The organism is Streptomyces sp. NPDC047085, assembly GCF_040643735.1.
In the GTDB taxonomy this organism is placed as follows: domain Bacteria; phylum Actinomycetota; class Actinomycetes; order Streptomycetales; family Streptomycetaceae; genus Streptomyces.
Genome location: NZ_JBEYUW010000004.1, coordinates 380,325 through 406,976 on the forward strand (window position 1 = coordinate 380,325; position 26,652 = coordinate 406,976).

Consider the following 26,652-nt stretch of genomic DNA (forward strand, 5'->3'; position numbering starts at 1 on the left):
GGCTATGGGCCCGACGGTTCCGGGTGCTGCGAGTCCGAGGGTTCGGGAGTGCCGTAGTGCGTCCGCAGTTCGTGGGCGACGCCGAAGGCGGCCGCGGTCAGCGGTACCGCGAGCAGCATGCCGAGAATGCCCGCGACCGACGCCCCGGCGGTGATCGCCAGCATCACCACCGCCGGGTGCATCTGCACGGTCCGGCTCTGGATGGCCGGCTGGAGCACGTGCCCTTCCAGCAGCTGCACCGCGACCACGACCCCGAGCGCCCACAGCGCGATGACGAAGCCCCGGTCGGCGAGGGCGACCAGGACGGCGACCGCGCCGGAGACGAAGGCGCCGAGGTAGGGGATGTAGGCGCCGACGAAGACGAGCGCGCCGAGGCCGACCGCGCCGGGCACCTGAAGGATCAGCAGCCCGACGGTGATGCAGACGGCGTCGATGAGGGCGATCAGGGTCGTGCCGCGCATGAACCCCTCCACCGCCTCGAAGGCGCGGCGCGCCATCGCCTCCAGGGTGTCGGCGGTGCCCCGGGGGGCGAGCGACCGGAGAGCGTCGACGGCGCGGTGGGAATCGCGCAGGAAGAAGAAGACGAGCAGCAGCGCGAGCACGGCGATGGCGAGGCTCTCGCCGACGACGCTGACACCGCTGATGACGTTGGAGACCGCCGTACCGCCGAATTTGCTCAGCAGCCGGCGGGAGTTGGCGGCCAGGTCGTCGAGCCCGGTCCCGGCGGCCCCGAAGTGCTGGGCGACGGACCGGGCCGCGTCCCGGAGCGAGGCGATGATCTGGTCGCCGGTGTCGACGAGCGCGGCGACGACGATGTACACGGCGCCGCCGACGACCGCCAGCACGGCGACACAGGTCAGCCCGGCCGCCACCGAGGCGTTGACCTTCGCCCGCACCAGCCTGCGGTACAGCGGGCCGAGCAGGGCGGTGCCGAGCAGGGCGAGCAGCACCGGCGTGACGGCCGTACGGAACTCCCCGCACAGCCGCACGCCCACCCAGACCACCCCGGCGACGAGCAGCAGCACGGCGCACCAGGCGGCGAGACGGCGCACGGGATCGGGCAACAGCTGCACGCGTCCAGCGGATCACGCCGACCGCCGGCTGTCCTGCCACGACGGGCTGGGCGGGTGAGGCACCAGGGGCCGGAACCCCTGGTGCCTCACCTCATACTTCGGCGGCACCTCAGCCCTGCGGACCGCTCTCCGTCATGCCGTGCACCGCCGGGACCGTGCCCAGGCGGCCCTTCTGGAAGTCCTCGAAGGCCTGCATCAGCTCGTCCTTGGTGTTCATGACGAACGGGCCGTAGTGGGCCATGGGCTCCCGGATCGGCTGCCCGCCCAGCAGCACGACCTCCAGGTCCGGCGTGTGGGAGTCCTGCTTCTCGTCCGCGCGGACGGTCAGCGAGGAGCCGGCGCCGAAGACGGCGGTCTGACCCATGTGGATGGGCCGGCGCTCCGCACCGACGCTGCCGCGGCCCGCGAGGACGTACGCGAGACCGTTGAAGTCGGCACGCCAGGGCAGGGTGATCTCGGCGCCCGGGGCGAGGGTCGCGTGGATCATCGTGATCGGGGTGTGGGTGATGCCGGGGCCCTCGTGACCGTCCAGTTCACCCGCGATGACCCGGAGCAGCGCGCCGCCGTCGGGGGACGTGAGCAGCTGGACGTTGCCGGCGCGGATGTCCTGGTAGCGCGGGGCCATCATCTTGTCCTTGGCCGGGAGGTTCACCCACAGCTGCAGTCCGTGGAAGAGACCGCCGGACACCACCAGCGACTCCGGCGGGGCCTCGATGTGCAGCAGGCCCGAGCCCGCCGTCATCCACTGGGTGTCGCCGTTGGTGATGGTGCCGCCGCCACCGTTCGAGTCCTGGTGGTCGAAGGTCCCGTCGATGATGTACGTGACGGTCTCGAAACCGCGGTGGGGGTGCCAGGGGGTGCCCTTGGGCTCGCCCGGCGCGTACTCCACCTCGCCCATCTGGTCCATCATGATGAACGGGTCGAGGTGGCGGTAGTTGATCCCGGCGAACGCCCGGCGCACCGGGAAGCCCTCACCCTCGAACCCGCTCGGTGCGGTCGTGACGGCCAGCACGGGGCGTGCCACGGCGTCGGCGGGAGCGGCCACACGGGGCAGGCTCAGCGGGTTCTCAACGGTCACTGCAGGCATGTCGGTACCTCCTTGTGCAACCACTTTAGTTGAGCGTTGAACTTTCTGCCACCCCACAACAGAAAGAGCCCGGAGGGCATTCCCTCCGGGCTCTCGCCGGGCTCTCCCCGGACCGTCGCCGGGCGTCTCATCTAGCCGTACATCCGGCGCATCGCGAAGTCGACCATCTGCTCCACCGCCTTGGCGTCGAACACCATCCGGTGCTCGCCCTCCATGTCCAGGACGAAGCCGTAGCCGGTCGGCAGCAGGTCGATCACCTCGGCACCGGTGATGACGAAGTACTTCGACTCCTTGCCCGCGTACCGGCGCAGCTCCTTCAGCGAGGTGAACATCGGGATCACCGGCTGCTGGGTGTTGTGCAGGGCGAGGAAGCCGGGGGTGTCACCGCGCGGGCAGTACACCTTCGACGTAGCGAAGATCTGCTGGAAGTCCTCGGCGGACATCTGCCCGGTGGTGAAGGCGCGCACCGCGTCCGCGAGCGAGGGCGGGGACGGCTCGGGGTACAGCGGCGGCTGCTGGCCGTACCCGCCGACACCGCCCGGCATCTGCTGCTGCGGCGGGGCGTACTGCTGCTGCGCAGCGCCCCCGTCCATCGGCTGGCCGTATCCGTACATGGGCGCAAGCGTACCGAGCCACCCCGCCACCCGGACGGCCTACGGCGCCGGAACCTCACGCGTGAGCCGGAGTGGATCAGTGACGGAACGCAGCGGAGGGGTTACGCGACACGCCCGGTCCGGAGGTGTGGGATCGCTCGAACAGCCGTAGCGCGCGGGAGCGTTAGGGCACATTCAGGCGGGCCGCGGGCGTGACGGCTTGCGTGTCGCTTGAGACGCGTCACAGATGACCGGTTCGGGGTTGCGCCTTATTACCGACGGGTAGCATCATCGGAGCTACTTGTTGGTACGTGAACGAACTAAGTGCGAGGAGTCAGTGCCTCGCCGATCTCTCTACGGAGCCGTCATGGGGCACTACAAGTCCAATCTCCGCGACATCGAGTTCAACCTCTTCGAAGTACTCGGCCGCGACAAGGTCTACGGCACCGGCCTGTTCGAGGAGATGGACACGGAGACCGCCAAGAGCGTCCTGGAGGAGCTGACCCGCCTCGCCGAGAACGAGCTGGCCGAGTCCTTCGCCGACGCCGACCGCAACCCGCCGGTCTTCGACCCCGAGACGAACACCGCGCCCGTCCCGGCCTCCTTCAAGAAGAGCTACAAGGCCTTCATGGACTCCGAGTACTGGCGTCTGGGCCTGCCGGAGGAGATCGGCGGCACCACCGCTCCCCCGTCCCTGCTGTGGGCGTACGGCGAGCTGATCCTCGGTGCCAACCCCGCGGTCTGGATGTACTCCTCGGGTCCGGGGTTCGCCCGCGTCCTCTTCGAGGAGGGCAACGAGGTCCAGAAGAAGATCGCGAAGATCGCCGTCGAGAAGACCTGGGGCTCCACCATGGTGCTCACCGAGCCCGACGCGGGCTCGGACGTCGGCGCCGGCCGCACCAAGGCGATCCAGCAGGAGGACGGCTCCTGGCACATCGAGGGCGTGAAGCGCTTCATCACCTCCGGTGAGCACGACATGGAGGAGAACATCCTCCACTACGTCCTCGCCCGTCCCGAGGGTGCCGGCCCCGGCACCAAGGGCCTGTCCCTCTTCCTCGTCCCGAAGTACCTGTTCGACTTCGAGACCGGCGAGCTGGGGGAGCGCAACGGCGTCTACGCCACCAACGTCGAGCACAAGATGGGCCTGAAGGCCTCCAACACCTGCGAGATGACCTTCGGCGACCGCCACCCCGCCAAGGGCTGGCTGATCGGCGACAAGCACGACGGCATCCGCCAGATGTTCCGCATCATCGAGTTCGCCCGCATGATGGTCGGCACGAAGGCGATCTCGACCCTGTCGACCGGCTACCTCAACGCGCTGGAGTACGCCAAGGAGCGCGTCCAGGGTCCGGACCTCGCCCAGTTCATGGACAAGGCCGCGCCCAAGGTCACCATCACCCACCACCCCGACGTGCGCCGCTCGCTGATGACGCAGAAGGCGTACGCGGAGGGCATGCGCGCCCTCGTCCTCTACACCGCCTCCGTCCAGGACGCGATCGCGGTCAAGGAGGCGGACGGCGAGGACGCCTCCGCCGAGCACGCGCTCAACGACCTGCTCCTGCCGATCGTCAAGGGCTACGGCTCCGAGAAGGGCTACGAGCAGCTCGCCCAGTCGCTGCAGACCTTCGGCGGCTCCGGCTTCCTGCAGGAGTACCCGATCGAGCAGTACATCCGCGACGCCAAGATCGACACCCTGTACGAGGGCACCACCGCGATCCAGGGCCAGGACTACTTCTTCCGGAAGATCGTCCGCAACCAGGGCGCGGCCCTCAACTCCCTCGCCGAGGACATCAAGAAGTTCCTCGCGCTGGGCACGGGCGGCGACGCGCTGGCGGAGGCCCGCGAGCACCTCGCCAAGGCCGCCGTCGAGCTGGAGGCGATCGTCGGCCTGATGCTGACCGACCTCGCCGCCACCGAGCAGGACGTCAAGAACATCTACAAGGTGGGCCTCAACACCACCCGCCTGCTGCTCGCCTCCGGCGACGTGATCGTCGGCTACCTGCTGCTCAAGGGCGCCGCGGTCGCCGCCGAGAAGCTGGAGACGGCGCCCGCGAAGGACAAGGCGTTCTACACCGGCAAGATCGCGGCGGCGAGGTTCTTCGCGGCCAACGTCCTGCCCGGCGTCACCCTGGCCCGCAAGATCTCGGAGAACGTCGACCTGGACCTGATGGAGCTGGACGAGGCCGCCTTCTAGGAGACTGGACGAGGCCGCCTACTGGAAGAACTCCGGAAGGGACACGTCGGCACTTCGGTCCCTTCCGGGAGGCTCTTCCCATAGGCCGCCTCCCGCCCCCGTCAACCACCTGCGCGGGCCCGCTTCCCCATATCGGGAGCGGGCCCGCGTACGTCGTTAAGGTAAACGTCATGAGCGCACCGTCCCGCTTCGACCGCGGCCACACCGACGACCTGATGTCCTTCCTGGCGGCGAGCCCGTCGCCGTACCACGCCGTCGCGAACGCCGCCGAGCGCCTGGAGAAGGCGGGCTTCCGGCAGGTCGCCGAGACGGACGCCTGGGACGGGAGCAGCGGCGGCAAGTACGTCCTGCGCGGCGGGGCCCTCGTGGCCTGGTACGTCCCCGAGGGCGCGGCCCCGCACACCCCGCACCGCATCATCGGCGCGCACACCGACTCCCCGAACCTGCGGGCCAAGCCCCAGCCGGACAGCGGCGCGCACGGCTGGCGCCAGATGGCGGTGGAGATCTACGGCGGACCGCTGCTGAACTCCTGGCTCGACCGGGACCTCGGCCTCGCCGGCCGGCTCACCCTGCGCGACGGCTCCTCGGTCCTGGTCAACGTGGACCGGCCGCTGCTACGCGTGCCCCAGCTCGCCGTCCACCTGGACCGCTCGGTGAGCACCGAGGGTCTCAAGCTCGACAAGCAGCGCCATCTGCAGCCGGTGTGGGGCGTGGGCGACGACGTGCGCGAGGGCGACCTGATCGCCTTCCTGGAACAGGAGGCCGGCCTGGTCGCGGGCTCGGTGGCCGGCTGGGACATCATGGTCCACCCCGTGGAGGCACCCGCCTACCTCGGCCGGGACCGGGAACTCGTCGCCGGCCCCCGCATGGACAACCTGCTCTCCGTGCACGCCGGCACGGCCGCCCTGGCCGCCGTCGCGACCTCCGGCGCGCCCCTCGCCCACATCCCCGTCCTGGCCGCCTTCGACCACGAGGAGAACGGCTCGCAGTCCGACAGCGGCGCGGACGGCCCGCTGCTCGGCACCGTGCTGGAGCGCTCGGTGTTCGCCCGCGGCGGCTCCTACGAGGACCGCGCCCGTTCCTTCGCCGGCACCGTCTGCCTGTCCTCCGACACGGGCCACGCCGTCCACCCCAACTACGCGGAACGGCACGACCCCACGCACCACCCGCGCGTCAACGGCGGCCCCATCCTCAAGGTCAACGTCAACAACCGCTACGCCACGGACGGTTCGGGCCGCGCGGTGTTCACCGCCGCCTGCGAGAAGGCCGGTGTCCCCTTCCAGACCTTCGTCTCCAACAACTCCCTCCCCTGCGGCACCACCATCGGCCCCATCACCGCCGCCCGCCACGGCATCAAGACCGTCGACATCGGCGTGGCGATCCTGTCGATGCACAGCGTCCGCGAACTGTGCGGCGCCGACGACCCGTTCCACCTGGCGAACGCGCTGGTGGCGTTCCTGGAGGACTAGCCGGGGACTGGGGAACTGGTCGGAGGAACTGGAGAGCTGGTCGGAGGGGGCTGGTCGGCGGGCTGGGGGGCCCGGCTCCTCCCGGCCCCCAGCGGAGCGCCTACTCGTCCATCCCGGCCAGCACCAGCGGCAGCCGCTCCACCCCGCCCTGGACGACCCGCACCGGAACACCCCAGTCCTGCTGGTGCACATGGCAGGCCGGGTACTCGTTCGCCGGATCGTCGTCGCAGCTCGCGGCCATCGCGGAGACGTGCAGTACCCCCTCCGTGACGGAGGGGTTCAGCTCCAGCTCACGGGAGAGGTCCGTGTCGGCGCCCTCTCCCGCGAGCAGCAGCTCGGGCGGGGTCGAGGAGACCAGCAGACGGGTCGAGGGGCCGTACCGCGTGTCCAGCTTCTGACCCGCGGGGGCCTGGAAGATCACGTCGAGCCGGAGCCGGCCGGGCCCGACCTCCGTCGCCGCACGCTGCGTACGGTGCGCGACCGCCGCGACCCGGACCGCCTCCTCGGGCAGCCGCAGCCGGGTCAGCCGGTGCCGGGCCGACTCCACGACCAGGATGTCCTCGCCGACCAGCACGGCGTCGCTGGGCTCGCGCAGATCGGTGGCGAGGGTGGTGACCTCGCCGGTGGCGGGGTCGTAGCGGCGCAGGGCGTGGTTGTAGGTGTCGGCGACGGCGACCGAGCCGTCAGGCAGCGCGGTGACGCCCAGCGGATGCTGCAACAGCGCCTGCTCGGCGGCGCCGTCCCGGTGCCCGAAGTCGAACAATCCGGTGCCGACGGCGGTGTGGACGTGCCCGTCCCGATCCACCCACCGCAGCGCCGACGTCTCCGAGTCGGCGAGCCAGAGCCGGTCCTCGGTGGCCGCGAGCCCGGACGGCTGCGCGAACCACGCCTCGGCAACGGGCCCGTCGACCAGGCCCTCGTTGGTGGTGCCGGCCCCCACGGCGACGGTCTCCGTGACCGGGTCGTACGTCCACAGCTGGTGGACACCGGCCATGGCGATCCACACCTTGCCGCCGAAGACCGCCACGTCCCACGGGGAGGACAGGTCGACCTCGCGGGCCGGTCCGGAGGTCGCCGACCCCTGCCACCACTGCCTGCCGGTGCCGGCGAGGGTGCTCACCACACCGGAGCCGAGGTCGAGGCGCCGCAGCGCGTGGTTCACCGTGTCGGCGACGACCACGGCCGCACCGTCCTCGACCAGCGCCATCCCCTGCGGCTCGCTGAACGCCGCCGTCTCCGGGCCACCGTCGGCGAACCCGCGCGTGCCGCTCCCGATCCGCCGTACGACCGTCTCGCCGTCCTCCGCCAGCTCCACCAGCTGATGCCGGGTGGTGTCGCTGACCAGGAAGTTCCCGGAGGGCAGCAGCAGCGCCTTGCCGGGGAAGCGCAGCACCGTCGGCTCCGCCTCCGGCGGCACGTACGGCCCGTCGCCCCGGCGCAGGGTGCCCTTCGCCTCGTGCTCGGCCTCCAGCTCCTCGACCAGCCGCTCGATGGCGTGCGCATGCCCCTCACCCGCGTGCTGGGCGACGACGTACCCCTCGGGATCGATCACGACCAGCGTCGGCCACGCCCGCACCGCGTACTGCTTCCACGTCGCCAGCTCGGGATCGTCCAGCACCGGGTGCTCCACCCCGTACCGCTCCACCGCGTCCACGACCGCCTGGTGCTCGGCCTCGTGCACGAACTTCGGCGAGTGCACCCCGACGACCACCACGGTGTCCCGGTGCTTCTCCTCCAGCTCCCGCAGCTCGTCCAGGACGTGCAGGCAGTTGATGCAGCAGAAGGTCCAGAAGTCCAGGATGACGATGCGTCCGCGCAGGTCAGCCAGGGTGTACTGCTTGTCGCCCGTATTCAGCCACCCTCCCTTGCCGATCAGCTCGGGGGCGCGGACACGGGCACGGCGGCGGGGTGCGGGCGCGGGGGTGGGCGCCGGGGCGGCATCGTTCATGGTTCAAGCTTGCCATTCCGGTCCGAACGCCGGATCACACATGTGCGGCGAGGCCTCCGAGGAGGTCGGCGAGGAGGTCGGCGACGGGATGCCGGTCAGTCCAGGGCGTGTCCCGTCGTCGCGTCGACGTGGTCCGGGACCTCGTCGTGGCGGTCGCCGACGGTGAGGGTGCCGGTCGGTTCGAGGAGGAGGATCTCGGTCGGTACGGGCGCGTATGGCTTGTGTTCGATGCCACGCGGGACGGTGAAGACCGAGCCCTTGGGCAGGACGACCGTGCGCTCGCCGGCCGGCTCGCGCAGGGCGATGTGGAGTTCGCCGCTGAGGACCAGGAAGAACTCGTCGGTGTGGTCGTGCGCGTGCCAGACGTGTTCGCCCTCGACCTTGGCGACGCGGACGTCGTAGTCGTTGACCGCCGTGACGATGCGGGGGCTCCACTGGTCGGTGAAGGAGGCGAGGGCCGCCTCCAGGGAGATCGGTTCCATGGGTTCATCGTCCGGGGTGCCCGGCCGGCCGACGAGTGCTAGAAATCGCGTATGCCGCAAGGATCCTCTCAGCCGATACGGACCCGTCAGCCGATGCGGATCCATCGGGTCGCCGTGATCGTCGACGGGGGTACGAACCCGTTCGAGGTCGGTGTCGCCACCGAACTGTTCGGGCTGCCGCGCCCCGAACTGGGCCTGGCCCGGCCCCTGTACGAGGTGGCGCTGTGCGCCCCGGCGCCCCAGGTGCGGATGAACCACGGCTTCTTCACGCTGACCGGCGTGGCCGGACTCGACGCGGTGGACGAGGCGGACACCCTGATCGTGCCCGGCCGGCCGGACAACGTCGTCCCGCGTGGGGCCGCCGTCCTGGACGCGATCCGGCGCACGCACGCGCGTGGCGCCCGTGTCGTCAGCTTCTGCACCGGCAGCTTCGCGCTGGCCGAGGCCGGGCTGCTCGACGGCAGACGGGCCACCACGCACTGGCTGTGGGCCGACTCCTTCCGGCAGCTGCACCCGAGGGTGCGGCTGGAGCCGGACGTGCTCTTCGTGGACGAGGGCGACGTCCTGACCGCCGCCGGCAGCGCGGCCGCGCTCGACCTGGGGCTGCACATCTGGCGCCGCGACCACGGAGCCGAGATCGCCAACGCGGTCTCCCGGCGTCTGGTCTTCGCGTCCCACCGCGACGGCGGGCAACGGCAGTTCGTCGAGCGCCCAGTGCCCGAGGTGCCCGACGAGTCGCTCGGCCCGCTGCTCGCCTGGGCGCAGGAACGGCTCGGCGAACCGCTGACCGTGGCGGACCTGGCCGCCCGCGCGGCCGTCTCCCCGGCCACCCTGCACCGCCGCTTCCGCACCCAGCTGGGCACGACCCCGCTGGCCTGGCTCACCGGGGAGCGCGTCGCCCTCGCCTGCCGGCTGATCGAGCGGGGCGAGGAGCGCCTGGACGTGGTGGCGGCCCGCAGCGGCCTGGGCACGGCGGCCAATCTGCGGGCGCGGCTGCGGCGGGAGACGGGACTGAGCCCGTCGGACTACCGAAAGCGTTTCGGCCCGGCGGGATCCTCGCCCGGCAACCTCACACGCACGCGTGCGTGAGCTCCTCCTGCCGCAGCTCACCCTCGTCGTGTGACGGTCCCACCGTGCCGGGGAAGTGCTGACGACATGAGATTCCTCGTACGCGACCGGCTCCTCGGCATCGGTGACGACTACTGGATCGAGGACGAGCACGGCCGGAAGGTGTTCCTCGTCGACGGCAAGGCGATGCGGCTGCGGGACACCTTCGAGCTGAAGGACGCCCACGGACGCGTCCTGATCGACATCCACCAGAAGATGTTCGCCCTGCGCGACACGATGGTGATCGAGCGGGACGGCGAAGGCCTGGCCACCATCCGGCGCAAACGCCTGTCCCTCCTGCGCAACCACTACCGGGTGTCCCTGGTCGACGGCACCGATCTGGACGTCAGCGGCAAGATCCTCGACCGCGAGTTCGTCGTGGAGTACGACGGCGAACTCCTCGCGGTGATCTCCCGCCGGTGGCTGACCATCCGGGAGACGTACGGCGTCGACGTCGTACGGGAGGACGCGGACCCGGCGCTGCTGATCGCGGTGGCGGTGTGCGTGGTCCACCTGGCGGAGAAGGAGGGGGAGGAGGACTAGCCGGAGGAGGACTGGGCAGCGTCATGGCGATCACGAGCGGAACCGGATGACCAGCTCACCTCGGTTCGCCGCCGGACCGCTCCGCGCGGAGCATGGAGAAGATCACCTGATCGTGCCACTGGCCGCCGCGCCACTGCGCGGAGCGCAGCACGCCCTCCCTGACGAAGCCCGCCTTCTCCAACGCCCGCTGCTCGGCGAGGTTGGCGCAGTCCGTCCAGGCTTGGAGCCGTTCGGCCCTGGTGTGGTCGAAGAGGTACTCGGCCAGCAGTCGCTGGGCCCGGGTGCCGATGCCGCGGCCGTGCGCGGCCGGCACCAGGCCGATCGCCAGGGTCCAGCAGGTGGAGGTGGCGGGCCGCCCCCAGGTGCTCGCGAACCACTCGACCCTGCCCACCGTCCGGCCCGCCTCCGCGACGGAGAGCACGCCGCCGTCGGGGCCGAGCAGGCCGGTCTCCGCGAACTGCCGGCGCAGGCCGGCCGGTGAACCGAAGCCGAACCACTGGTACGGGCCGGTCCCCTCGGGCCCGCTGAACTCGCGCTCGAACAGGTCGAGATCGTCGGCGGTCACCGGGCGCAGGGTGATTTCATCGGACATGGAACGACTCCTGATCCTCCCGACCACAGGGTGCGACCTCGTGTGGCAGGCGTGGGCAATGGCGTCTGACTCCGGCGCGGGCGACAGCCGACGAGGGCCGGCGCGGGCGAGGGCCGGCTACCGGCTCTGCTGCCGTCGGGGAGGCTGAAGACCGAGCACCCGGTCCTTCAGGGCCGGGAACTGCTCGCGGGTGGCCGCCACCTTGGCCGGGTCGAACTCGACCGTGAGGACCTCCTCGCCCGCGCCCGCCTCGGCGAGCACCTCGCCCCACGGATCCACCACGATCGAGTGACCCGCCTGCGGAACTCCGGCGTGCGTCCCGGCCGTTCCACAGGCGAGCACGAACGCCTGGTTCTCCACCGCCCGCGCCTGAGCCAGCAGCGTCCAGTGCGCGCGTCGCCGCTCGGGCCAGCCCGCCGGGATCACCAGCGTCTCGGCGCCGGCGTCGACGAGGGAGCGGAAGAGTTCGGGGAAACGGAGGTCGTAGCAGGTGGCCACCCCGAGCGTGGTCTCGGGCAGACGGACCGTCACCAGGTCGCTGCCGGCGCCCATCAGCACGGCCTCGCCCTTGTCGAAGCCGAAGCGATGGATCTTGCGGTAGGCCGCGGCCAGCTCACCGGAGGGGGAGAAGATGAGAGAGGTGTTGTAGAGGGGGCCGTCCGGGTCCCGCTCGGGGATGGACCCGGCGTGCAGCCACACGCCCGCGTCGCTCGCCGCCTTGGCCATCACCTCGTACGTGGGGCCGTCGAGCGGCTCGGCCTCCGGGCCGAACTCCTCGTAGGCGAAGGCGCCGGTCGTCCACAGCTCGGGGAGAACCACCAGGTCGGCTCCGGCCTGACCGCGGACCAGAGAGGCCGCCCGCTGCCGCCGCTCGGCAACCGATTCGCCCTCGTCCACGGCAATCTGGATCAGCGAGGCGCGCACACTACCACCGTCCTGGCATTCGAGTCGGACACACGGGCCTACGATCGTCACACGAAAGCACTGCCGGGGTGCCTCAGAGCAGCGTAACTTAGCGGTTCGAGACACCCGCCGAGTGCAGCCACCTCCCGCTGGCACAGCCGCCACAACCTGCCCGTGTACCGACCGCCAAGGGGTCCCGTTCCGTGAGTCTGCATCCCACCCTCCAGCCCTACGCCGACGCCTGGACCCACTCGATCGAAGCGATATCCGAAATGGTGCAGTCGCTCGTCGAGGGCGAGTGGAACCGGCGCACCCCGTGCCCCGGCTGGTCGGTCCGGGACGTGGTCTCGCACGTGATCGGCCTGGACTGCGAGATGCTCGGCGACCCGCGCCCCATCCACAGCCTGCCCCGCGACCTCTTCCACGTCACCAACGAGCACCAGCGGTACATGGAGATGCAGGTCGACGTCCGCCGCCACCACACGGCGCCGGAGATGACCTCCGAGCTGGAGTACACGGTCATCCGCCGCAACCGCCAGCTGCGTAACGAGACCCGCGAGCCCGGCACCATGGTGCGTGGCCCGCTGGGTACCGAGGTCACCCTGGAGCAGGCGATGCGCAACCGGGCGTTCGACGTCTGGGTGCACGAGCAGGATCTGCGCACGGCCCTCGGCATGCCCGGCAACCTCGACTCGCCGGGCGCGTACATCGCCCGTGACGTGCTGCTGGAGGCGCTGCCCAAGGTCGTGGCCAAGGACGCGAACGCGCCGCGCAGCTCCGCGGTCGTCTTCGACGTGCACGGCCCGGTCGAGTTCCTGCGCACGATCCGCGTCGACATCCAGGGCCGCGGCACCCTGGAAACCGCCCCCGCCCTCGGCCCCGCCGCCACCCTCTCCCTCGACTGGGAGACCTACGTCCGCCTGGCCTGCGGCCGCGTGACCCCCGAGGCCGTCGCCGACCGCATCAAGACCGAGGGCGACCCCGACCTGACCTCGGCGATCCTGAGGAACTTCACGATCACACCGTGAGAGCCGGAGGCGCCGGCCCAGGTTGCGGCGCGTGAGCACAAGGCGCGCACAGCTGCGGGACACAGGTGCCAGGCAGTCCGGACGTCGGCACCGGCTGGGGGCGTCGCGGGTGCCGGGCGCCAGTGCGGATGCGGGTGCTCTGGTGCGAGGCGCGCAGCGCGACGGGTACACGAGTACGGGTGCGCCAGGGGACGGGCTCGCGTACAGGTCCCCGACCCGCACCCGCACCCGCACCCGCCAACGGCGAGAACCCCCAGGTCGCCCAGCCCTCCAGCCCACAGCAACGGGCGGTGCGCGGGTGGGCAAACACCCCCCTCACACGGGCACGTGCACCGTCTCCACCCGGCTCGCCACCAACCGCTCCCGCTCCCGCCGAGCCGCCCGCCCCCGCAACCGCAGAATCTGGCTCACCCCCAGCGCCTGCAGCACGAACACCGCCGAGAAGGCCACCGCATAGTCGTCCCCCGTCGCATCCAGCAGCACCCCCACCGCGAACAACGTCGTCATCGAGGCGATGAACCCACCCATGTTGGTGATCCCGGACGCGGTCCCCTGTCGCTCGGGCGGGTTGGCCGGCCGCGCGAAGTCGAAACCGAGCATCGAAGCCGGGCCACAGGCACCGAGGACCACACACAGCACCACCAGCAACCACATGGGAGCCCGCTCGCCCGGCCACACCAGCGTGGCAGCCCACATGGTCGCGGTCGCCGCGACCGTACCCAGCGCCAGCGGCAGCCGTGCCGCATGGTGCCGGGCGACGATCTGGCCGTAGACCAGCCCGATCACCATGTTGGAGAGGACGACGAGCGTCAGCAGCTCACCGGCCGTGGCCCGGCTGAGCCCCTGCGCCTGGACCAGGAACGGCAGCCCCCACAGCAGCAGGAACACCATCGCCGGGAACTGGGTCGTGAAGTGCACCCACAGGCCCAGCCGCGTCCCCGGCTCCCGCCAGGACGCCGCGATCTGCCGGCGCACGTAGGCCGCGCCCCGGTGCGGGGACGGCTCCGGTTCATGGCCCTCGGGGTGGTCCTTCAGGAACAGCAGCGTCAGCACCAGCACGACCGCACCCGCCAGCGCACTGCCCGCGAACGCCGGGGTCCAGCCGAGGCCGTGCAGCAGCCGGGCGAGAACGAGGGTGGAGACGAGGTTGCCCGCCATGCCGACCAGCCCCGCGAGCTGGGCGACCAGCGGCCCGCGCCGCGCCGGGAACCAGCGCGTGCCCAGCCGCAGCACGCTGATGAAGGTCATCGCGTCGCCACAGCCCAGCAGCGCGCGCGAGGCGAGCGCGGTGCCGTACGAGGGGGAGAAGGCGAAGCCCAGCTGGCCGGCGGTGAACAGCACCGCGCCGATGCTCAGCACCTTCTTCGTGCCGAGCCGGTCGACCAGCAGGCCGACGGGTATCTGCATGCCGGCGTAGACCAGCAGCTGGAGGATCGAGAACGTCGACAGGGCGGAGGCGCCCACGTGGAAGCGGTCGGCCGCGTCCAGGCCCGCCACACCCAGGGACGTACGGAAGATGACGGCGACGAAGTAGACGGCGACGCCGATGGACCACACGACGACGGCGCGACGGCCGCCTGGTGGATCACCCGGAAGGGTGGCGTTCCTCGCCGGACCGCTCATCGCACCTCACCCCGTGCGAGGTGCGAGAACCAGCCCACATGCCGGTGCACGACGCCGACGGCCGCCTCCGCGTCGCCGGCGCGCAGCGCCTCCAGGATCTCCTCGTGCTCGGCGAGCGTCTTGGCGATCCGGTCGGGGTGGGAGTGCATGACGGCGACGCCCATCCGCAGCTGGCGGTCGCGCAGCTGGTCGTAGAGCCGCGACAGGATCTCATTGCCGCCGCTGCGCACGATCTCGGCGTGGAAGCAGCGGTCGGTGACGGCGGCGGCGGCGAAGTCGCCGGCGGCGGCCTGCGTCTTCTGCTGCTCCAGCAGCTCGCTCAGCCGTTCCAGCAGGCTCTGCGGCGCGGGTACGGCCTTGCGGGCGGCGTGCTCCTCGACCAGCAGCCGGGTCTCCACGACGTCGGCGATCTCCTGCGCGGAGACCGGCAGGACCAGGGCGCCCTTCTTCGGGTAGAGCCTGATCAGGCCCTCGACCTCCAGGCGCAGCAGCGCCTCCCGGACGGGGGTGCGCGAGACCCCCACGGCCTCGGCCAGCTCCCCCTCGGTCAGCAGCGTCCCGCCTTCGTAGCGGCGGTCGAGGACGCCCTGTTTGACGTGGGTGTAGACGCGGTCGGCGGCGGGTGGCTGCTTGGTGGCCATATGCATGGCCACAGGATAGATACAACACGTACGCATGCGGGAGAGGGTCCAGCATGCGAAACGGAACGGACTGTCGGGCAAGCGCCGAAAATTCCTCACCCCGGTCGCACAACCTCATGCGCTACTTACGTGTCACACATGTGCGGTCCCACTCTCTTGCCACCTCAACTCGGCCGCACTTCAGGGGCATTCCAGACAATCGGGGTACATCACTTTGATTACCGGCATTAAGGGCACCCGCGTCCGCAGAGCCGCCGCCGTCGCCGTCACAGCCGGCGCGATGCTCGCCACCGGGGCCCTCACCGCGGCGCCCGCGCAGGCCGTCACCGCGCCCTCGATCGTGGCCAAGGGCGGCTACGTGATGAACAACGCGAACGGCTCGACGCTGTACACCAAGTCAGCGGACTACAGGCGCTCCACCGGCTCCACCACCAAGATCATGACCGCCAAGGTCGTGCTCGCGCAGTCGAACCTCAATCTCGACAAGAAGGTGACGATCCAGAAGGCGTACAGCGACTACGTCGTCGCGAACAACGCCTCCCAGGCGCACCTGATCGTCGGCGACAAGGTCACCGTCCGCCAGCTGCTGTACGGCCTGATGCTGCCGTCCGGCTGCGACGCCGCCTACGCGCTCGCCGACACCTACGGCTCCGGGACCACCCGGGCCGCCCGCGTGTCGAACTTCATCGCCAAGATGAACACCGCCGCGAAGAACCTGGGTCTGAAGAACACTCACTTCGACTCCTTCGACGGCATCGGCAACGGCTCCAACTACTCGACGCCGCGCGACCTGACGAAGATCGCCAGCAGCGCGATGAAGAACTCGACGTTCCGCACGGTCGTCAAGACGAAGTCGTACACGGCGAAGACGATCACCAAGACGGGCAGCACCCGCACGATGAACCCGTGGACCAACACCAACGGGCTCCTCAGCAGCTACAGCGGCACCATCGGCGTGAAGACCGGCTCCGGCCCCGAGGCCAAGTACTGCCTGGTCTTCGCCGCGACCCGGAACGGCAAGACGGTCATCGGCACCGTCCTCGCCTCCACCTCCATCTCCCAGCGCGAGGCGGACGCCAAGAAGCTCCTGACCTACGGCTTCGCCAAGCTCGGCTGACAGCCACCCCAGCCGAACGGGCCCGTCGCGTTCCGCGGCGGGCCCGTCGCATAGGGTGCCCCACGACATGGACACACACGGGGACGCCACCGAACCGTGGGAGACGGCCGCCGCCCTGGTGCGGGCCGCGCAGGGCGGGGACGCCCTGGCCATGGACGAGCTGCTGTCGCTGGTCACGCCGTACGTCACCCGGCTGTGCCGCCCGATCGCCCCGAACGACGTGCCCGACGCGGTACAGGAGTCGCTGGTGGCGGTCTTCAAGGGGCTGCGCGGCCTGCGCGATCCGCTCGCCTTCTACGGCTGGGTGCGCACCGTCACCGTGCGCGAGGCGGTACGGGTCGCCCGGCGCACGGCCGTCGAGGAGCCCGCCGACCCCGCCGACCTGGCCCGCGTCGGCGGACTGCGGACGGCCGCCGACGGGGAACTGCCCGCCGACGTACGGGACGTACTCGCCCGGCTTCCGGTACGGCACCGCGCGGTCCTGGTCCTGCGCGAACTGGAGGGCCTCGACGAGGCCGCCGTCGCCGAACTGCTCGGCATCCCCGCCGGCACGGTCAAGTCCCGGCTGCACCGGGCCCGTTCCTCGTTCCGGAAGGCGTGGTCGCGATGAGTGCCGATCCCGTACGTCGACTGCGGGTGCTGGCGGCCGGGCTGCACGCCCCGATGTACACCGAGGAGCACCTGCCCCTCCCGTACGAGCGGGTGTGGGCCGTGGCCTCGGACCTCTCCGCCGAACTCCCCCATCTGGTGCCGTTCCTCAGGGAGTTCCACGTCCCGCCGGGCGACGCGGACCGCAAGCAGGCGCTGGCGATCGGTCCGTCGAGTCTGACGGAATCCTTCGAGGTACGGCTCTCTCCCGGCTGGTGCCTGATGCAGTCCCGGCTGATCGTGGGCGGCATGGCGGCCGTACCGGAGGGCGACGGAACCCGTTTCGCGGTCCTCGGCGCGGCCCGCCCCACCGCCCTCCGCCCCGCCCAGTGGCTCTACGGCCGCCTGCTCGGCGACCGGCGCGGACGGAAGTTCGTGCGCCGGGTCGCCGAGCGGGCGGAGTCGCGCTGACCCGCTAGACCCTGCCGGCGAAGAACGTCCGGACGGCCTCCGCGACCTCCTCCGGCCGCTCCTGCGGCAGGTAGTGCCCCGCGCCGGGCACCAGCCGCACGGTCAGATCGTCGGCGTACGGCTCGCTCCCGGCGAGCATCGACGGCACCACCACGTTGTCCCGCTCCCCGCCGAGCAGCAGGGTGGGCACGGTCAGCCGCTGCCGCCGCCGGGTGCCGCGGACCAGCGCGGGGATGTCGTGCAGGACGTACTGCCAGAACAGGGACTGTGCGGCGGCCGCGCTCGCGGAGGTCGCGGCCGCGTACTCGGCGAGGTCGGCCTCCGTCCACACGGCCGGGTCGGCGACCTGGTGACGCAGCAGGAACCGGGTGAACCCGGGCCAGTGCCGCAGGACCGCCCGCCCGAGCACCGGGTACTCGACGAACGCGGTGAACCACATCCGCCACAGGTTCGGCAGCACGGCCCGGTGCCGCGGCCAGGGGTGGGTGATGTTCAGCGCCAGATACCCACTGAACCGCTCCGGCGCCCGCAGACACAGCCGGAACCCCAGCTGCCCACCCCAGTCATGCCCGACCAACCCGACCCGCTCAAGCCCGAGCGCATCCAGCAACGCGAGCGTGTCCTCGGCGAGGGCGTCCATGTCGTACCCGCGCGTTGTCTGCCCCGACCACCCGAAGCCACGCAGATCCGGGCAGATGATCCGGTACCCCTCCGGCAACAGTGCGACCACCTTGTGCCAGGCGTACCAGTGCTGCGGAAACCCGTGCAGCATCAACAGCGGCACCCCGGCCCCGCACTCGGCCAGGTGCAACCGGATCCCCCGGACCTCCACCCACCGATGCCGGACCGCCCCGTCCTCCGGCATCGGCCGCTCGGACACGACCACCTCACGCGCCCCCATCTCAAGCCCCTCTCGGCTCACCGCGACCCCCCAACGGGCCCGCATCGCCGAGTCAGGAGGGCGCCATGCCCCGGAAGGTTCCACCGACTTCTGAACCGCAGTACACGCGGCGGACGGTCCGAAGCGGCGAATTCGATGATCTTCCCTCGCAATCGTGAACATCCTGGCTTTCAACTGGCATATTCGATTTTCTTCGCCCTACGTTCCGCGGCGGAGGTGGTTCACGTGATCGAACCCAGCAAGCACTACAACGCCGCCGAGCAGCACGAGGCGATCGACATCAGCGACTTCGTGTACGCGGCGACAGGGGCCCGGGTCCGCCGGCTGACGATGCCGGACGGGACGCATTGGTTCCCGGCGGTGGATGTGTGCAGGCGGTTGGGGCACACCAACCCGCAGAAGGCACTCTCCGACCATGTGCCGGAGGACCATCGAGAGAGCCTCGAGACCCTAACTGGAGGTTACGGTCTCAGCATTCCCGCAGGTAGAGAGTGGCGTCGAGACCTGAATGTCATCTCTCTCCAGGGCCTCATCCTCCTCGTCAACGCCTGCACCAAGCCCGCCTGTGCCCCCTTCAAGCAGTGGGCCGCCGAGGTCATCGAGACGGTCCAGAGGGAGGGTTCCTACACGCTCGAAGAGGCGGAGGTGCAGTCGCCCGAACCCGGTGCCCCCATCGCCTACGCCATGCCGGAGCAGGTCGCCGAGGCCATCGTCCGGCTCGAGGCGCACAACCTTCAGCTGGACGAGGAACTCGCCAACGGTCAGCGAGAATCCATCGATCTGCAGCGGGAGATGCTGGCCACGCAGAAGGCCGCACTCGCCGTGCAGCAAGCCATGGTCCGGGCGATGGAACGCATCGCGGACCGGCTCGACGCCCTCGTCCTCGAACGTCGGGCGCCCGTCGGCCACCTCACGGTGCTGCCCACCACGGAGTCCGTACTGGCCGACTGGCGGCAGCGGTTGTCCGTGACCGAGGACGTGTGGACGGTGGCCGTCGTCATCGCTCCCGTTCTCGTCGAGAAGGGGGAATTGCGGGAGCCGCTCGAATCGATCGCGGCCCGGACGGGTCTGTCCGTGCGTCGCGTCAACGAGAGCCTGCGTCTGCTGCGCAAGCACGCCTGCATCCGCTCGCGGGGCGGGGCGGAGGACGGGGCGCCGGTGTATGTGCTCCATCAGGCCTGACGGGTCCTGAGAGCGGGGACAGCCGGGAAAGGCAGAGGGGGCGGTCGCAAACCGAAGTTGCGGCCGTCCCCTCCAGGTCCCAAAGGTACCTAATTGCCTGTCATCATGCCCAGCTGATCAACCGCTTGGGTTCTTCCAGGATCGCCGCCACGTCGGCCAGCACCTTGGAGCCCAGCTCGCCGTCGACCAGGCGGTGGTCGAAGCTGAGGGCCAGGGTGGTGACCTGACGGGGCTTGACCTTGCCCTTGTGGACCCACGGCTGGAGCTTGATCGCACCGACCGCGAGGATTGCGGACTCGCCGGGGTTGAGGATCGGCGTGCCGGTGTCGACGCCGAAGACGCCGACATTGGTGATGGTCACCGTGCCGCCCTGCATCGCCGCCGGGGACGTCTTGCCCTCGCGGGCCGTCGACACCAGCTCGCTCAGCGCCTCGGACAGCTGCGGGAGCGTCTTGGCGTGGGCGTCCTTGATGTTCGGGACGATCAGACCGCGCGGGGTGGCGGCCGCGATGCCCAGGTTGACGTAGTGCTTGAGCACGATCTCCTGGTTGGCCTCGTCCCAGGACGCGTTGATGTCCGGGTTGCGCTTGATGGCGACCAGCAGGGCCTTGGCGATCAGCAGGAGCGGGTTCACCCGCAGGCCCTGGAACTCCTTGTCCTGCTTCAGCTCCTCGACCAGCTTCATCGTGCGGGTCACGTCCACCGTCACGAACTCCGTGACGTGCGGGGCCGTGAACGCCGAGCCGATCATCGCCTGCGCGGTGGCCTTGCGGACGCCCTTGACCGGGATCCGGGTCTCGCGCGCGCCGTCGTACGACGTCACGGCGGGCGCGGCGACGGGAGCCGGGGCGGCAGCCGGGGCTTCCACGGCCGGAGCGACCGGTTCGGCGGCCTGGGGCGCGGCCGCCGCGTGCACGTCCTCACGCGTGATGATCCCGTCCGGGCCGGACGGCACGATCGCGGCGAGGTCGACACCGAGGTCCTTCGCGAGCTTGCGCACCGGCGGCTTGGCCAGCGGGCGGGGCTGGGCGGGGACGGCGGGGACCGTCGCGGCACCGTGACCGTTCAGCTCGGACTGGAGCGCCTGCGCGGCCGGCGGGACCCCGATCTCGGGGCCCTTGCGGGGGCGGCGCTTGGTGGAGGAGGCGGCCACGCCGTAGCCGACCAGGACCGGCTGACGGCCCTGGGGCTGGGCCTCGGGCTCCTCCGCGGGCGCGGCCGCAGCGGCGACCGGCTCGGCGGCAGCGGCCGGCGCCTCGGCCGGCGCGCCGCCCGCCACGTCCACCGCGATGATGGACGTGCCCACGTCCACCGTGGTGCCCTCGGGGAAGTGCAGCGCGCGGACCACGCCGTCGTAGGGGATGGGGAGCTCGACGGCCGCCTTGGCGGTCTCGACCTCGCACACCACCTGGCCGTCGGTGACCGTGTCACCCGGCTGGACGTACCACTTGAGGATCTCGGCCTCGGTGAGTCCCTCGCCCACGTCGGGCATCTTGAACTCGCGTACGGAAGCTTCCGTCATCGTCGTCACGAACCCTCTCCTCAGTACGCCAGGGCACGGTCGACGGCGTCGAGCACCCGGTCCAGGTCCGGCAGGTACTCCTCCTCCAGACGCGCCGGCGGGTACGGGGCGTGGTAGCCGCCGACCCGGAGCACCGGGGCCTCCAGGTGGTAGAAGCAGCGCTCCGTGATCCGGGCGGCGATCTCCGCGCCGGAGCCGAAGAACACCGGCGCCTCGTGGACCACCACCAGGCGGCGGGTCTTCTCGACCGAGGCCTGGATGGAGTCGAAGTCCAGCGGGGAGACCGAGCGCAGGTCCAGGACCTCCAGGGACTTGCCCTCCTCGGCGGCCGCGGCGGCGACCTCCTGACAGAGCTTCACCATCGGGCCGTAGGCGGCCAGCGTGAGGTCCGTGCCCTCGCGGACGACCTGGGCCTTGTGCAGCGGGCCGGGGATGGACTCGGTGCTGACCTCGCCCTTGTCCCAGTAGCGGCGCTTGGGCTCGAAGTAGATCACCGGGTCGTCGCTCTGGATGGCCTGCTGCATCATCCAGTAGGCGTCCGACGGGTTGGAGGGGCTGACGATCTTCAGGCCCGCCACGTGCGCGAACAGCGCCTCCGGGGACTCCGAGTGGTGCTCGACCGCGCCGATGCCGCCGCCGTAGGGGATGCGGATGACGACCGGGAGCTTCACCTTGCCCAGGGAGCGGGCGTGCATCTTCGCCAGCTGGGTGACGATCTGGTCGTACGCCGGGAAGACGAAGCCGTCGAACTGGATCTCCACCACCGGGCGGTAGCCGCGCAGGGCCAGGCCGATCGCGGTGCCGACGATGCCGGACTCGGCGAGCGGGGTGTCGATGACGCGGCTCTCGCCGAAGTCCTTCTGCAGACCGTCGGTGACGCGGAAGACACCGCCGAGCTTGCCGACGTCCTCGCCCATGATGACGACCTTGGGGTCCGTCTCCAGGGCGCGGCGCAGCGACTCGTTGATCGCCTTGGCCAAAGCCATCTTCTCGGCCATCTCAGTGACCCCCCTCTGCGTCAGCGAACGACGCCTGGTAGGCGGCGAACTGGGCTCGCTCCTCGTCGACGAGCGCGTGCCCGTCCGCGTACACGTTCTCGAAGATGGCGAAGTGGTCCGGGTCCGGCATGGCGCGGACCGCTTCGCGCACTCGTTTGCCGAACGCCTCGGACTCCGTCTCGAGTTCCGTGAAGAATCCCTCGTCCGCGTGGTTTGAGGCCTCGAGGTACCGGCGAAGGCGCAGGATCGGGTCCTTCGCCTCCCAGGCCAGGCGCTCCTCGTCGCCGCGGTAGCGGGTGGGGTCGTCGGAGGTGGTGTGGGCGCCCATGCGGTAGGTGAACGCCTCGACCAGGGTGGGGCCCTCGCCGGAGCGGGCGCGCTCCAGCGCCCACCGGGTGACCGCGAGGCAGGCCAGCACGTCGTTGCCGTCCACGCGCACACCCGGGAAGCCGAAGCCCTGAGCGCGCTGGTAGAGCGGCACCCGGCTCTGCTTCTCGGTGGGCTCGGAGATCGCCCACTGGTTGTTCTGGCAGAAGAACACGACGGGGGCGTTGTAGACCGCGGAGAAGGTGAACGCCTCGGCCACGTCGCCCTGGCTGGAGGCACCGTCGCCGAAGTAGGCGACGACGCCCGCGTCCGCGCCGTCCTTGGCGACGCCCATGGCGTAGCCGGTGGCGTGCAGCGCCTGGGAGCCGATGACGATCGTGTAGAGGTGGAAGTTGTTGCTGTTGGGGTCCCAGCCGCCGTTGTTCACGCCGCGGAACATGCCCAGCAGGTTGGTCGGGTCGACGCCGCGGCACCAGGCGACGCCGTGCTCACGGTAGGTCGGGAAGACGTAGTCGTCCTCGCGGGTGGCCCGGCCGGAGCCGATCTGGGCGGCCTCCTGGCCGAGCAGCGACGGCCACAGGCCCAGCTCGCCCTGGCGCTGCAGGGCGATGGCCTCGGCGTCGAAGCGGCGGGTGAGCACCATGTCGCGGTACAGGCCGCGCAGGTCTTCGGGGGTGATCCCGGCGACGTAGGCGTCGTACTCGGCGTTCTTGACCCGCTTGCCCTCGGGCGTCAGGAGCTGCACGAGTTCCGGGTCGGTGCTCTTCTGGGTGGTGCGGGTGGTGCGCTTGGTGCCGGTGGTCCCGGCACCGCTGCCGGTGGTGCCGGCCTTGCCTGCGGCGGTGCGTCGCGGCTTGCGCGCGGCACTGCTCTCCACGGTCACGTGTGCTCCTCCGTCGTTCCGGCCCCCGGGGTTGCCGGTGAGGCCAGTGCGGCTCACCTGTCTCGACCACGGGCACGGGGTGGGTGCCACTCGGCCGGGAACAGGCGTGACAGGTGCCCCGGCGAGCGCCCTGCGACATTCACGTTACCCAGTGCTCCACATTTCTGTGAAACCCCACCTGACCTGCGTTTTTACTCGGATTTCCAAGTAAATCGACGCGGTCCGGAAGCGCGCTGGTCACAGCCTCGCAGGAGGCCGGAGCACCCGCACGTTATCCCGGGCACCCCGGACACGGGAAGAGCCTGCTTGTGACACTGCCCTCACACAGGAAGGCGGATAAGTCCGATCATTCCTCTGTGGCGCGCCCGCGGAAGGAAAGGCCTGAGCGCCTCCGAAAGCCGCTGCGGATTCTCCTCCCCGGACTTCCGAGCATTACTCCGGAGTTCACCCATGGCGTCGCATGACCGAAAGCGACCATCGACGACTGCCTGTGACTAGCCCCAGCTCACGGCCGCTTTTCGTGCCCTAGCATCTGCCGCGTGCCGCGCCCTTGTGTACCACCCCTCGTGCCCCACGCGCCCCCTTTGGAGACCTTGCTGCCCCTGTACTGCGCCGGTACGGCGCTCGCCTGCGAGCCCGTCGACCAGGGCCTGCTCAACCGCGGCTACCGGCTGCGCACCACCCGCGGCCGCTATTTCCTCAAGCACCACTTCGACCCCGACACCGCCGACCCCGCCGCCATCGAACGCCGGCATCGCGCCACCCAGCGCCTCGCCGACCTCGGCGTCCCGGTCGCCCCGCCGCTCGCGCACCGCGAGGGCCGCACCGTCGCCGTCGTCGGCGGCCACGCCTATGCCCTGCACCCCTGGATCGACGGCAGGCACCTCCACGGCGGCCAGCTCACCCGTGGGGAGAGCGCGCGCCTGGGGGCGCTCCTGGGCGCCGTGCACGCCTGTCTGGAGCGGGTGATGCCCCCCAAGGGGCGTACGCGCCCGGCCCCGAGCCCGCATCCCGTGGAGAGCGCGGACCCGGCCGACACCTTCGCCCTCATCGACGACCTGCTCGCCCAGGTCCGCCGCCACCGCCCCGCCGACGCCTTCGACGAACTGGCCCGCCACCGGCTCCTGGAACGCCGCGCGCTCCTGGAGCAGCACGCCGACCGGCGCCCGCCGCGCGGCGGCTCGGTGGGCTGGGTGCACGGCGACTTCCACCCGTTCAACCTGCTCTACCGGGACGACGCCCCGGCCGCCATCGTCGACTGGGACCGGCTCGGCGTGCAGCCCCGCGCCGAGGAGGCCGTACGCGCCGCCGCGATCTTCTTCGTACGGCCCGCGGGCGCGCTGGACCTGCCCAAGGTACGGGCCTACGCGCGCGCGTACCGGCGCGCGGCCCGGGCCACGCCCTCGGAGCTGGCGGCGGCCGTGCACCGGGTGTGGTGGGAGCGCCTGAACGACTTCTGGATGCTGCGCTGGCACTACGAGCGCGGCGACACCCGCGCGGACCCCCAGTTCCCGGCCGCCTCGGCACTCGCCGTGTGGTGGACACGGGAGTACGACGCGGTGTGCGACGCGTTCGTGGAGTGAGCGGAACGAAGCGCACGCGCGCGTGGAGCTGAAGCTCGCACGCGCGCGTAAGTGGTCAGCTGTAGTACCTCAGAGCGACGCCCGTACCGACGGAGTCGGTGCGCTTCACGGACCGCTGGTGCCGCTAGTGGTGCCGTCCGTCGTGCCCGCGTCGGTGCCGCCGTCCGTGGTGCCCGCGTCCGTGCCGCCGTCCGCCGGGTCCGTCGGCGTCGACGGGCTGGTCCCCGGGTCCGTCGGCTCCAGAGACGTCGACGGGTCCGTGGGCTCGTCGGTCGGGTCGGAGGTGGCGGTGTCGGACGGAGCCGTCGTCGGGCTGTACGACGGCGTCGACCAGCCCGAACCGCCGTCCGTGCCCGAACTGTCGTCCGTGGTCGTGTCGGTGGGCTGGTCGGTGGAGTCGTCGGTCGGCGACTCGGAGGCCGTCTCGTCCTTCGTGGTCTGCGAGTGGCTCGGCGTCGGCGTGTTGCCGCCGTCGGTGCCGTGGCCGGTGTTCCGCAGCGCCAGCGCGACGCCCGCGACGACCGCGATCACCGCGAGGACGGCCAGGATCCACAGCTTGCCGCGGCCGCTGCCCCGGTTGCCGTGCCCCTCGAAGCCGCCGTCGTCGCCGCTTCCGTACCCGGCGGGCAGGATCGGCTGCGGGATCTGCGTGGTGCCGGCGCCGTAGTCGCCGGGATGCTGCATCGCGGTCGTCTTCGCGAAGCCGCCCGCCGGGGTGGCGCGGCCCTCGTGGACGTCCACCGGCCCGGTGTTCCAGGTGCCGGTGTGGCCGCCCTGCTCGTACAGCATCTGCAGGCCGTACTGGATCAGGCCGCGCATCTCCTCGGCCGTCTGGAACCGGTCGTCCGGCTCCTTGGCCAGCGAGCGCATGACCAGGCCGTCCAGCTCCGGCGGGCAGCCGTCGGCGACCTCCGAGGGCGGGACCGGGATGTCCTGGACGTGCTGGTAGACCACCGACAGCGGGGTCTCACCGGTGAACGGGGGCCTGAGCGCGAGGAGTTCGTAGAGCAGGCAGCCGGTCGCGTACAGGTCGGAGCGATGGTCGACGGCCTTGCCGAGCGCCTGCTCCGGGGAGAGGTACTGCGGGGTGCCCATGACCATGCCGGTCTGCGTCATCGTTGTCGAAGCGCCGTGCAGGGCGCGGGCGATGCCGAAGTCCATCACCTTGACGGCACCGTTGTTGGTGATGATGACGTTGGCCGGCTTGATGTCGCGGTGCACGATGCCGTGCTGGTGCGAGTAGGCGAGCGCCTCCAGGACCCCGGAGACGATGATCAGGGCCTGCTCGGGGCCCGGCGCCTCCGCGTTCAGCAGCAGATCGCGGATGGTGCGGCCCTCGACCAGCTCCATCACGATGTACGGCACGGACTGGCCGCCGACGAGGTCCTCGCCGGAGTCGTACACGGCCACGATCGCGTGGTGGTTGAGGCCGGCGACGGACTGTGCCTCGCGCGTGAAGCGGGCCTTGGAGACCGGGTCCTCGGCCAGGTCGGCGCGGAGCAGCTTGACCGCGACCGTGCGGCCCAGACGGACGTCCTCGGCAGCGAACACCTCGGCCATGCCGCCCCGGCCCAGGCGGTGCGTCAGCCGGTAGCGGCCGTCGCCGACGAGCCCTCCGTTGCCCCATGCCTCCGGCGTGTCTGACATGCCGCCGCCAGTCGCCTCGGGGTCGGACGGGCCCTGGGCGCTGTGCGTCTGTGCCATCGGTCCTCGCCGTCGTTTCTGCCCGCGGTGCGCGCGGTGTTGTCACGGTCTCCGTCGGGCCACGCTACAGCCTTCACGGGAACCACCGGTCCG

Annotated in this window: 24 protein-coding genes; 10 read left to right on the top strand and 14 right to left on the bottom strand. The window is 70.9% G+C overall.

From position 1 onward, the window contains the following. Positions 1-2: 2 nt before the first annotated feature. The 3 genes from ABZ865_RS17210 to ABZ865_RS17220 all read right to left on the bottom strand — a co-directional run bounded on the left by ABZ865_RS17210 (position 3) and on the right by ABZ865_RS17220 (position 2,774). On the bottom strand, positions 3-1,073 hold the full coding sequence (locus tag ABZ865_RS17210; RefSeq protein WP_361230649.1) for an AI-2E family transporter: 1,071 nt from the start codon (positions 1,071-1,073) through the stop codon (positions 3-5). A 109-nt stretch (positions 1,074-1,182) separates the two neighbouring features. Further along, positions 1,183-2,160 carry a pirin family protein gene (locus tag ABZ865_RS17215; protein WP_361230652.1) on the bottom strand — a complete coding sequence of 326 codons (978 nt, stop codon included), beginning with the start codon at positions 2,158-2,160 and terminating at the stop codon, positions 1,183-1,185. A gap of 131 nt (positions 2,161-2,291) precedes the next feature. Next, positions 2,292-2,774, bottom strand: coding sequence for an SseB family protein (locus ABZ865_RS17220; RefSeq protein ID WP_100827275.1), 483 nt, complete (start codon positions 2,772-2,774; stop codon positions 2,292-2,294). 346 nt (positions 2,775-3,120) lie between these two features. Here ABZ865_RS17220 and ABZ865_RS17225 point away from each other — a divergent pair, with 346 nt between their 5' ends. Together ABZ865_RS17225 and ABZ865_RS17230 are read left to right on the top strand one after the other, a co-directional pair. Continuing rightward, a complete protein-coding gene (locus ABZ865_RS17225; protein WP_361230656.1) occupies positions 3,121-4,947 on the top strand; it encodes an acyl-CoA dehydrogenase in 1,827 nt (608 codons plus the stop codon). A gap of 170 nt (positions 4,948-5,117) precedes the next feature. Next, positions 5,118-6,416 (top strand): M18 family aminopeptidase, encoded by a 1,299-nt coding sequence (locus ABZ865_RS17230; RefSeq protein WP_361230659.1) that lies wholly within the window; start codon positions 5,118-5,120, stop codon positions 6,414-6,416. A 100-nt stretch (positions 6,417-6,516) separates the two neighbouring features. Here the strand turns inward: ABZ865_RS17230 and ABZ865_RS17235 are convergent, their stop codons facing one another. Together ABZ865_RS17235 and ABZ865_RS17240 are read right to left on the bottom strand one after the other, a co-directional pair. Continuing rightward, positions 6,517-8,364: an NHL domain-containing thioredoxin family protein gene (locus ABZ865_RS17235; RefSeq protein WP_361230662.1), complete on the bottom strand. Its 1,848-nt coding sequence runs from the start codon at positions 8,362-8,364 to the stop codon at positions 6,517-6,519. 95 nt (positions 8,365-8,459) lie between these two features. Then, positions 8,460-8,846, bottom strand: coding sequence for a cupin domain-containing protein (locus ABZ865_RS17240; RefSeq protein WP_361230666.1), 387 nt, complete (start codon positions 8,844-8,846; stop codon positions 8,460-8,462). 51 nt (positions 8,847-8,897) lie between these two features. Here ABZ865_RS17240 and ABZ865_RS17245 point away from each other — a divergent pair, with 51 nt between their 5' ends. Both ABZ865_RS17245 and ABZ865_RS17250 read left to right on the top strand, forming a co-directional pair. After that, the gene (locus ABZ865_RS17245) at positions 8,898-9,935 is read left to right on the top strand and encodes a helix-turn-helix domain-containing protein (RefSeq protein ID WP_361230669.1); all 1,038 of its coding nucleotides are present in this window, start codon (positions 8,898-8,900) and stop codon (positions 9,933-9,935) included. A 66-nt stretch (positions 9,936-10,001) separates the two neighbouring features. After that, complete coding sequence (locus ABZ865_RS17250) at positions 10,002-10,496, top strand: LURP-one-related family protein (RefSeq protein WP_361230672.1); 495 nt, start codon at positions 10,002-10,004, stop codon at positions 10,494-10,496. Positions 10,497-10,551: 55 nt separating this feature from the next. Here ABZ865_RS17250 and ABZ865_RS17255 read toward each other — a convergent pair whose 3' ends face one another. Together ABZ865_RS17255 and ABZ865_RS17260 are read right to left on the bottom strand one after the other, a co-directional pair. After that, a complete protein-coding gene (locus tag ABZ865_RS17255; protein ID WP_361230675.1) occupies positions 10,552-11,088 on the bottom strand; it encodes a GNAT family protein in 537 nt (178 codons plus the stop codon). A gap of 117 nt (positions 11,089-11,205) precedes the next feature. Then, the gene (locus ABZ865_RS17260) at positions 11,206-12,012 is read right to left on the bottom strand and encodes a carbon-nitrogen family hydrolase (protein ID WP_361230678.1); all 807 of its coding nucleotides are present in this window, start codon (positions 12,010-12,012) and stop codon (positions 11,206-11,208) included. Between the two features lie 182 nt (positions 12,013-12,194). Between ABZ865_RS17260 and ABZ865_RS17265 the strand changes: the two genes are divergently transcribed. Further along, a complete protein-coding gene (locus tag ABZ865_RS17265; RefSeq protein WP_361230681.1) occupies positions 12,195-13,019 on the top strand; it encodes a maleylpyruvate isomerase family mycothiol-dependent enzyme in 825 nt (274 codons plus the stop codon). A 315-nt stretch (positions 13,020-13,334) separates the two neighbouring features. Here the strand turns inward: ABZ865_RS17265 and ABZ865_RS17270 are convergent, their stop codons facing one another. Beyond that, positions 13,335-14,642: an MFS transporter gene (locus tag ABZ865_RS17270; protein ID WP_361230684.1), complete on the bottom strand. Its 1,308-nt coding sequence runs from the start codon at positions 14,640-14,642 to the stop codon at positions 13,335-13,337. Continuing rightward, positions 14,639-15,289: a GntR family transcriptional regulator gene (locus ABZ865_RS17275; protein WP_361230688.1), complete on the bottom strand. Its 651-nt coding sequence runs from the start codon at positions 15,287-15,289 to the stop codon at positions 14,639-14,641. Before ABZ865_RS17275 ends, ABZ865_RS17270 begins: the two co-directional genes overlap by 4 nt. A gap of 208 nt (positions 15,290-15,497) precedes the next feature. Between ABZ865_RS17275 and ABZ865_RS17280 the strand changes: the two genes are divergently transcribed. From ABZ865_RS17280 to ABZ865_RS17290, 3 genes are all read left to right on the top strand, one after another. Next, a complete protein-coding gene (locus ABZ865_RS17280; protein ID WP_361230691.1) occupies positions 15,498-16,400 on the top strand; it encodes a D-alanyl-D-alanine carboxypeptidase in 903 nt (300 codons plus the stop codon). Between the two features lie 67 nt (positions 16,401-16,467). Then, positions 16,468-17,010 carry an RNA polymerase sigma factor gene (locus ABZ865_RS17285; protein ID WP_361230694.1) on the top strand — a complete coding sequence of 181 codons (543 nt, stop codon included), beginning with the start codon at positions 16,468-16,470 and terminating at the stop codon, positions 17,008-17,010. After that, positions 17,007-17,459, top strand: coding sequence for a hypothetical protein (locus tag ABZ865_RS17290; protein ID WP_361230697.1), 453 nt, complete (start codon positions 17,007-17,009; stop codon positions 17,457-17,459). Before ABZ865_RS17285 ends, ABZ865_RS17290 begins: the two co-directional genes overlap by 4 nt. Before the next feature lie 4 nt (positions 17,460-17,463). Here the strand turns inward: ABZ865_RS17290 and ABZ865_RS17295 are convergent, their stop codons facing one another. Beyond that, positions 17,464-18,360 (bottom strand): alpha/beta hydrolase, encoded by an 897-nt coding sequence (locus ABZ865_RS17295; RefSeq protein ID WP_361230699.1) that lies wholly within the window; start codon positions 18,358-18,360, stop codon positions 17,464-17,466. Positions 18,361-18,585: 225 nt separating this feature from the next. On the opposite strand from ABZ865_RS17295, the gene ABZ865_RS17300 reads away from it, so the two are divergent. After that, the gene (locus ABZ865_RS17300) at positions 18,586-19,542 is read left to right on the top strand and encodes a Bro-N domain-containing protein (protein ID WP_361230702.1); all 957 of its coding nucleotides are present in this window, start codon (positions 18,586-18,588) and stop codon (positions 19,540-19,542) included. A 103-nt stretch (positions 19,543-19,645) separates the two neighbouring features. Here the strand turns inward: ABZ865_RS17300 and ABZ865_RS17305 are convergent, their stop codons facing one another. From ABZ865_RS17305 to pdhA, 3 genes are read right to left on the bottom strand one after another with little or no spacing between them, the layout of a single operon-like run. Next, a complete protein-coding gene (locus ABZ865_RS17305) occupies positions 19,646-21,073 on the bottom strand; it encodes a dihydrolipoamide acetyltransferase family protein (protein WP_361230705.1) in 1,428 nt (475 codons plus the stop codon). Between the two features lie 11 nt (positions 21,074-21,084). Continuing rightward, positions 21,085-22,062, bottom strand: a complete 978-nt coding sequence (locus ABZ865_RS17310; protein ID WP_361230708.1) for an alpha-ketoacid dehydrogenase subunit beta — start codon at positions 22,060-22,062, stop codon at positions 21,085-21,087. Between the two features lies 1 nt (position 22,063). Continuing rightward, a complete protein-coding gene (pdhA, locus tag ABZ865_RS17315) occupies positions 22,064-23,272 on the bottom strand; it encodes a pyruvate dehydrogenase (acetyl-transferring) E1 component subunit alpha (RefSeq protein WP_361230710.1) in 1,209 nt (402 codons plus the stop codon). Between the two features lie 566 nt (positions 23,273-23,838). On the opposite strand from pdhA, the gene ABZ865_RS17320 reads away from it, so the two are divergent. Beyond that, positions 23,839-24,855 (top strand): phosphotransferase, encoded by a 1,017-nt coding sequence (locus tag ABZ865_RS17320; protein WP_361230714.1) that lies wholly within the window; start codon positions 23,839-23,841, stop codon positions 24,853-24,855. A 105-nt stretch (positions 24,856-24,960) separates the two neighbouring features. Here ABZ865_RS17320 and ABZ865_RS17325 read toward each other — a convergent pair whose 3' ends face one another. Then, on the bottom strand, positions 24,961-26,559 hold the full coding sequence (locus tag ABZ865_RS17325) for a protein kinase (RefSeq protein WP_361230717.1): 1,599 nt from the start codon (positions 26,557-26,559) through the stop codon (positions 24,961-24,963). Between the last annotated feature and the right edge of the window lie 93 nt (positions 26,560-26,652).

Excerpts from the sequence above, each read along its gene's own strand:
- ABZ865_RS17215 (WP_361230652.1), bottom strand. The coding sequence starts at position 2,160 with ATGCCTGCAGTGACCGTTGAGAACCCGCTGAGCCTGCCCCGTGTGGCC.
- ABZ865_RS17220 (WP_100827275.1), bottom strand. The coding sequence starts at position 2,774 with ATGTACGGATACGGCCAGCCGATGGACGGGGGCGCTGCGCAGCAGCAG.
- ABZ865_RS17225 (WP_361230656.1), top strand. The coding sequence starts at position 3,121 with ATGGGGCACTACAAGTCCAATCTCCGCGACATCGAGTTCAACCTCTTC.
- ABZ865_RS17230 (WP_361230659.1), top strand. The coding sequence starts at position 5,118 with ATGAGCGCACCGTCCCGCTTCGACCGCGGCCACACCGACGACCTGATG.
- ABZ865_RS17235 (WP_361230662.1), bottom strand. The coding sequence starts at position 8,364 with ATGAACGATGCCGCCCCGGCGCCCACCCCCGCGCCCGCACCCCGCCGC.
- ABZ865_RS17240 (WP_361230666.1), bottom strand. The coding sequence starts at position 8,846 with ATGGAACCGATCTCCCTGGAGGCGGCCCTCGCCTCCTTCACCGACCAG.
- ABZ865_RS17245 (WP_361230669.1), top strand. The coding sequence starts at position 8,898 with ATGCCGCAAGGATCCTCTCAGCCGATACGGACCCGTCAGCCGATGCGG.
- ABZ865_RS17250 (WP_361230672.1), top strand. The coding sequence starts at position 10,002 with ATGAGATTCCTCGTACGCGACCGGCTCCTCGGCATCGGTGACGACTAC.
- ABZ865_RS17255 (WP_361230675.1), bottom strand. The coding sequence starts at position 11,088 with ATGTCCGATGAAATCACCCTGCGCCCGGTGACCGCCGACGATCTCGAC.
- ABZ865_RS17270 (WP_361230684.1), bottom strand. The coding sequence starts at position 14,642 with ATGAGCGGTCCGGCGAGGAACGCCACCCTTCCGGGTGATCCACCAGGC.
- ABZ865_RS17275 (WP_361230688.1), bottom strand. The coding sequence starts at position 15,289 with ATGCATATGGCCACCAAGCAGCCACCCGCCGCCGACCGCGTCTACACC.
- ABZ865_RS17285 (WP_361230694.1), top strand. The coding sequence starts at position 16,468 with ATGGACACACACGGGGACGCCACCGAACCGTGGGAGACGGCCGCCGCC.
- ABZ865_RS17290 (WP_361230697.1), top strand. The coding sequence starts at position 17,007 with ATGAGTGCCGATCCCGTACGTCGACTGCGGGTGCTGGCGGCCGGGCTG.
- ABZ865_RS17295 (WP_361230699.1), bottom strand. The coding sequence starts at position 18,360 with ATGGGGGCGCGTGAGGTGGTCGTGTCCGAGCGGCCGATGCCGGAGGAC.
- ABZ865_RS17310 (WP_361230708.1), bottom strand. The coding sequence starts at position 22,062 with ATGGCCGAGAAGATGGCTTTGGCCAAGGCGATCAACGAGTCGCTGCGC.
- ABZ865_RS17325 (WP_361230717.1), bottom strand. The coding sequence starts at position 26,559 with ATGGCACAGACGCACAGCGCCCAGGGCCCGTCCGACCCCGAGGCGACT.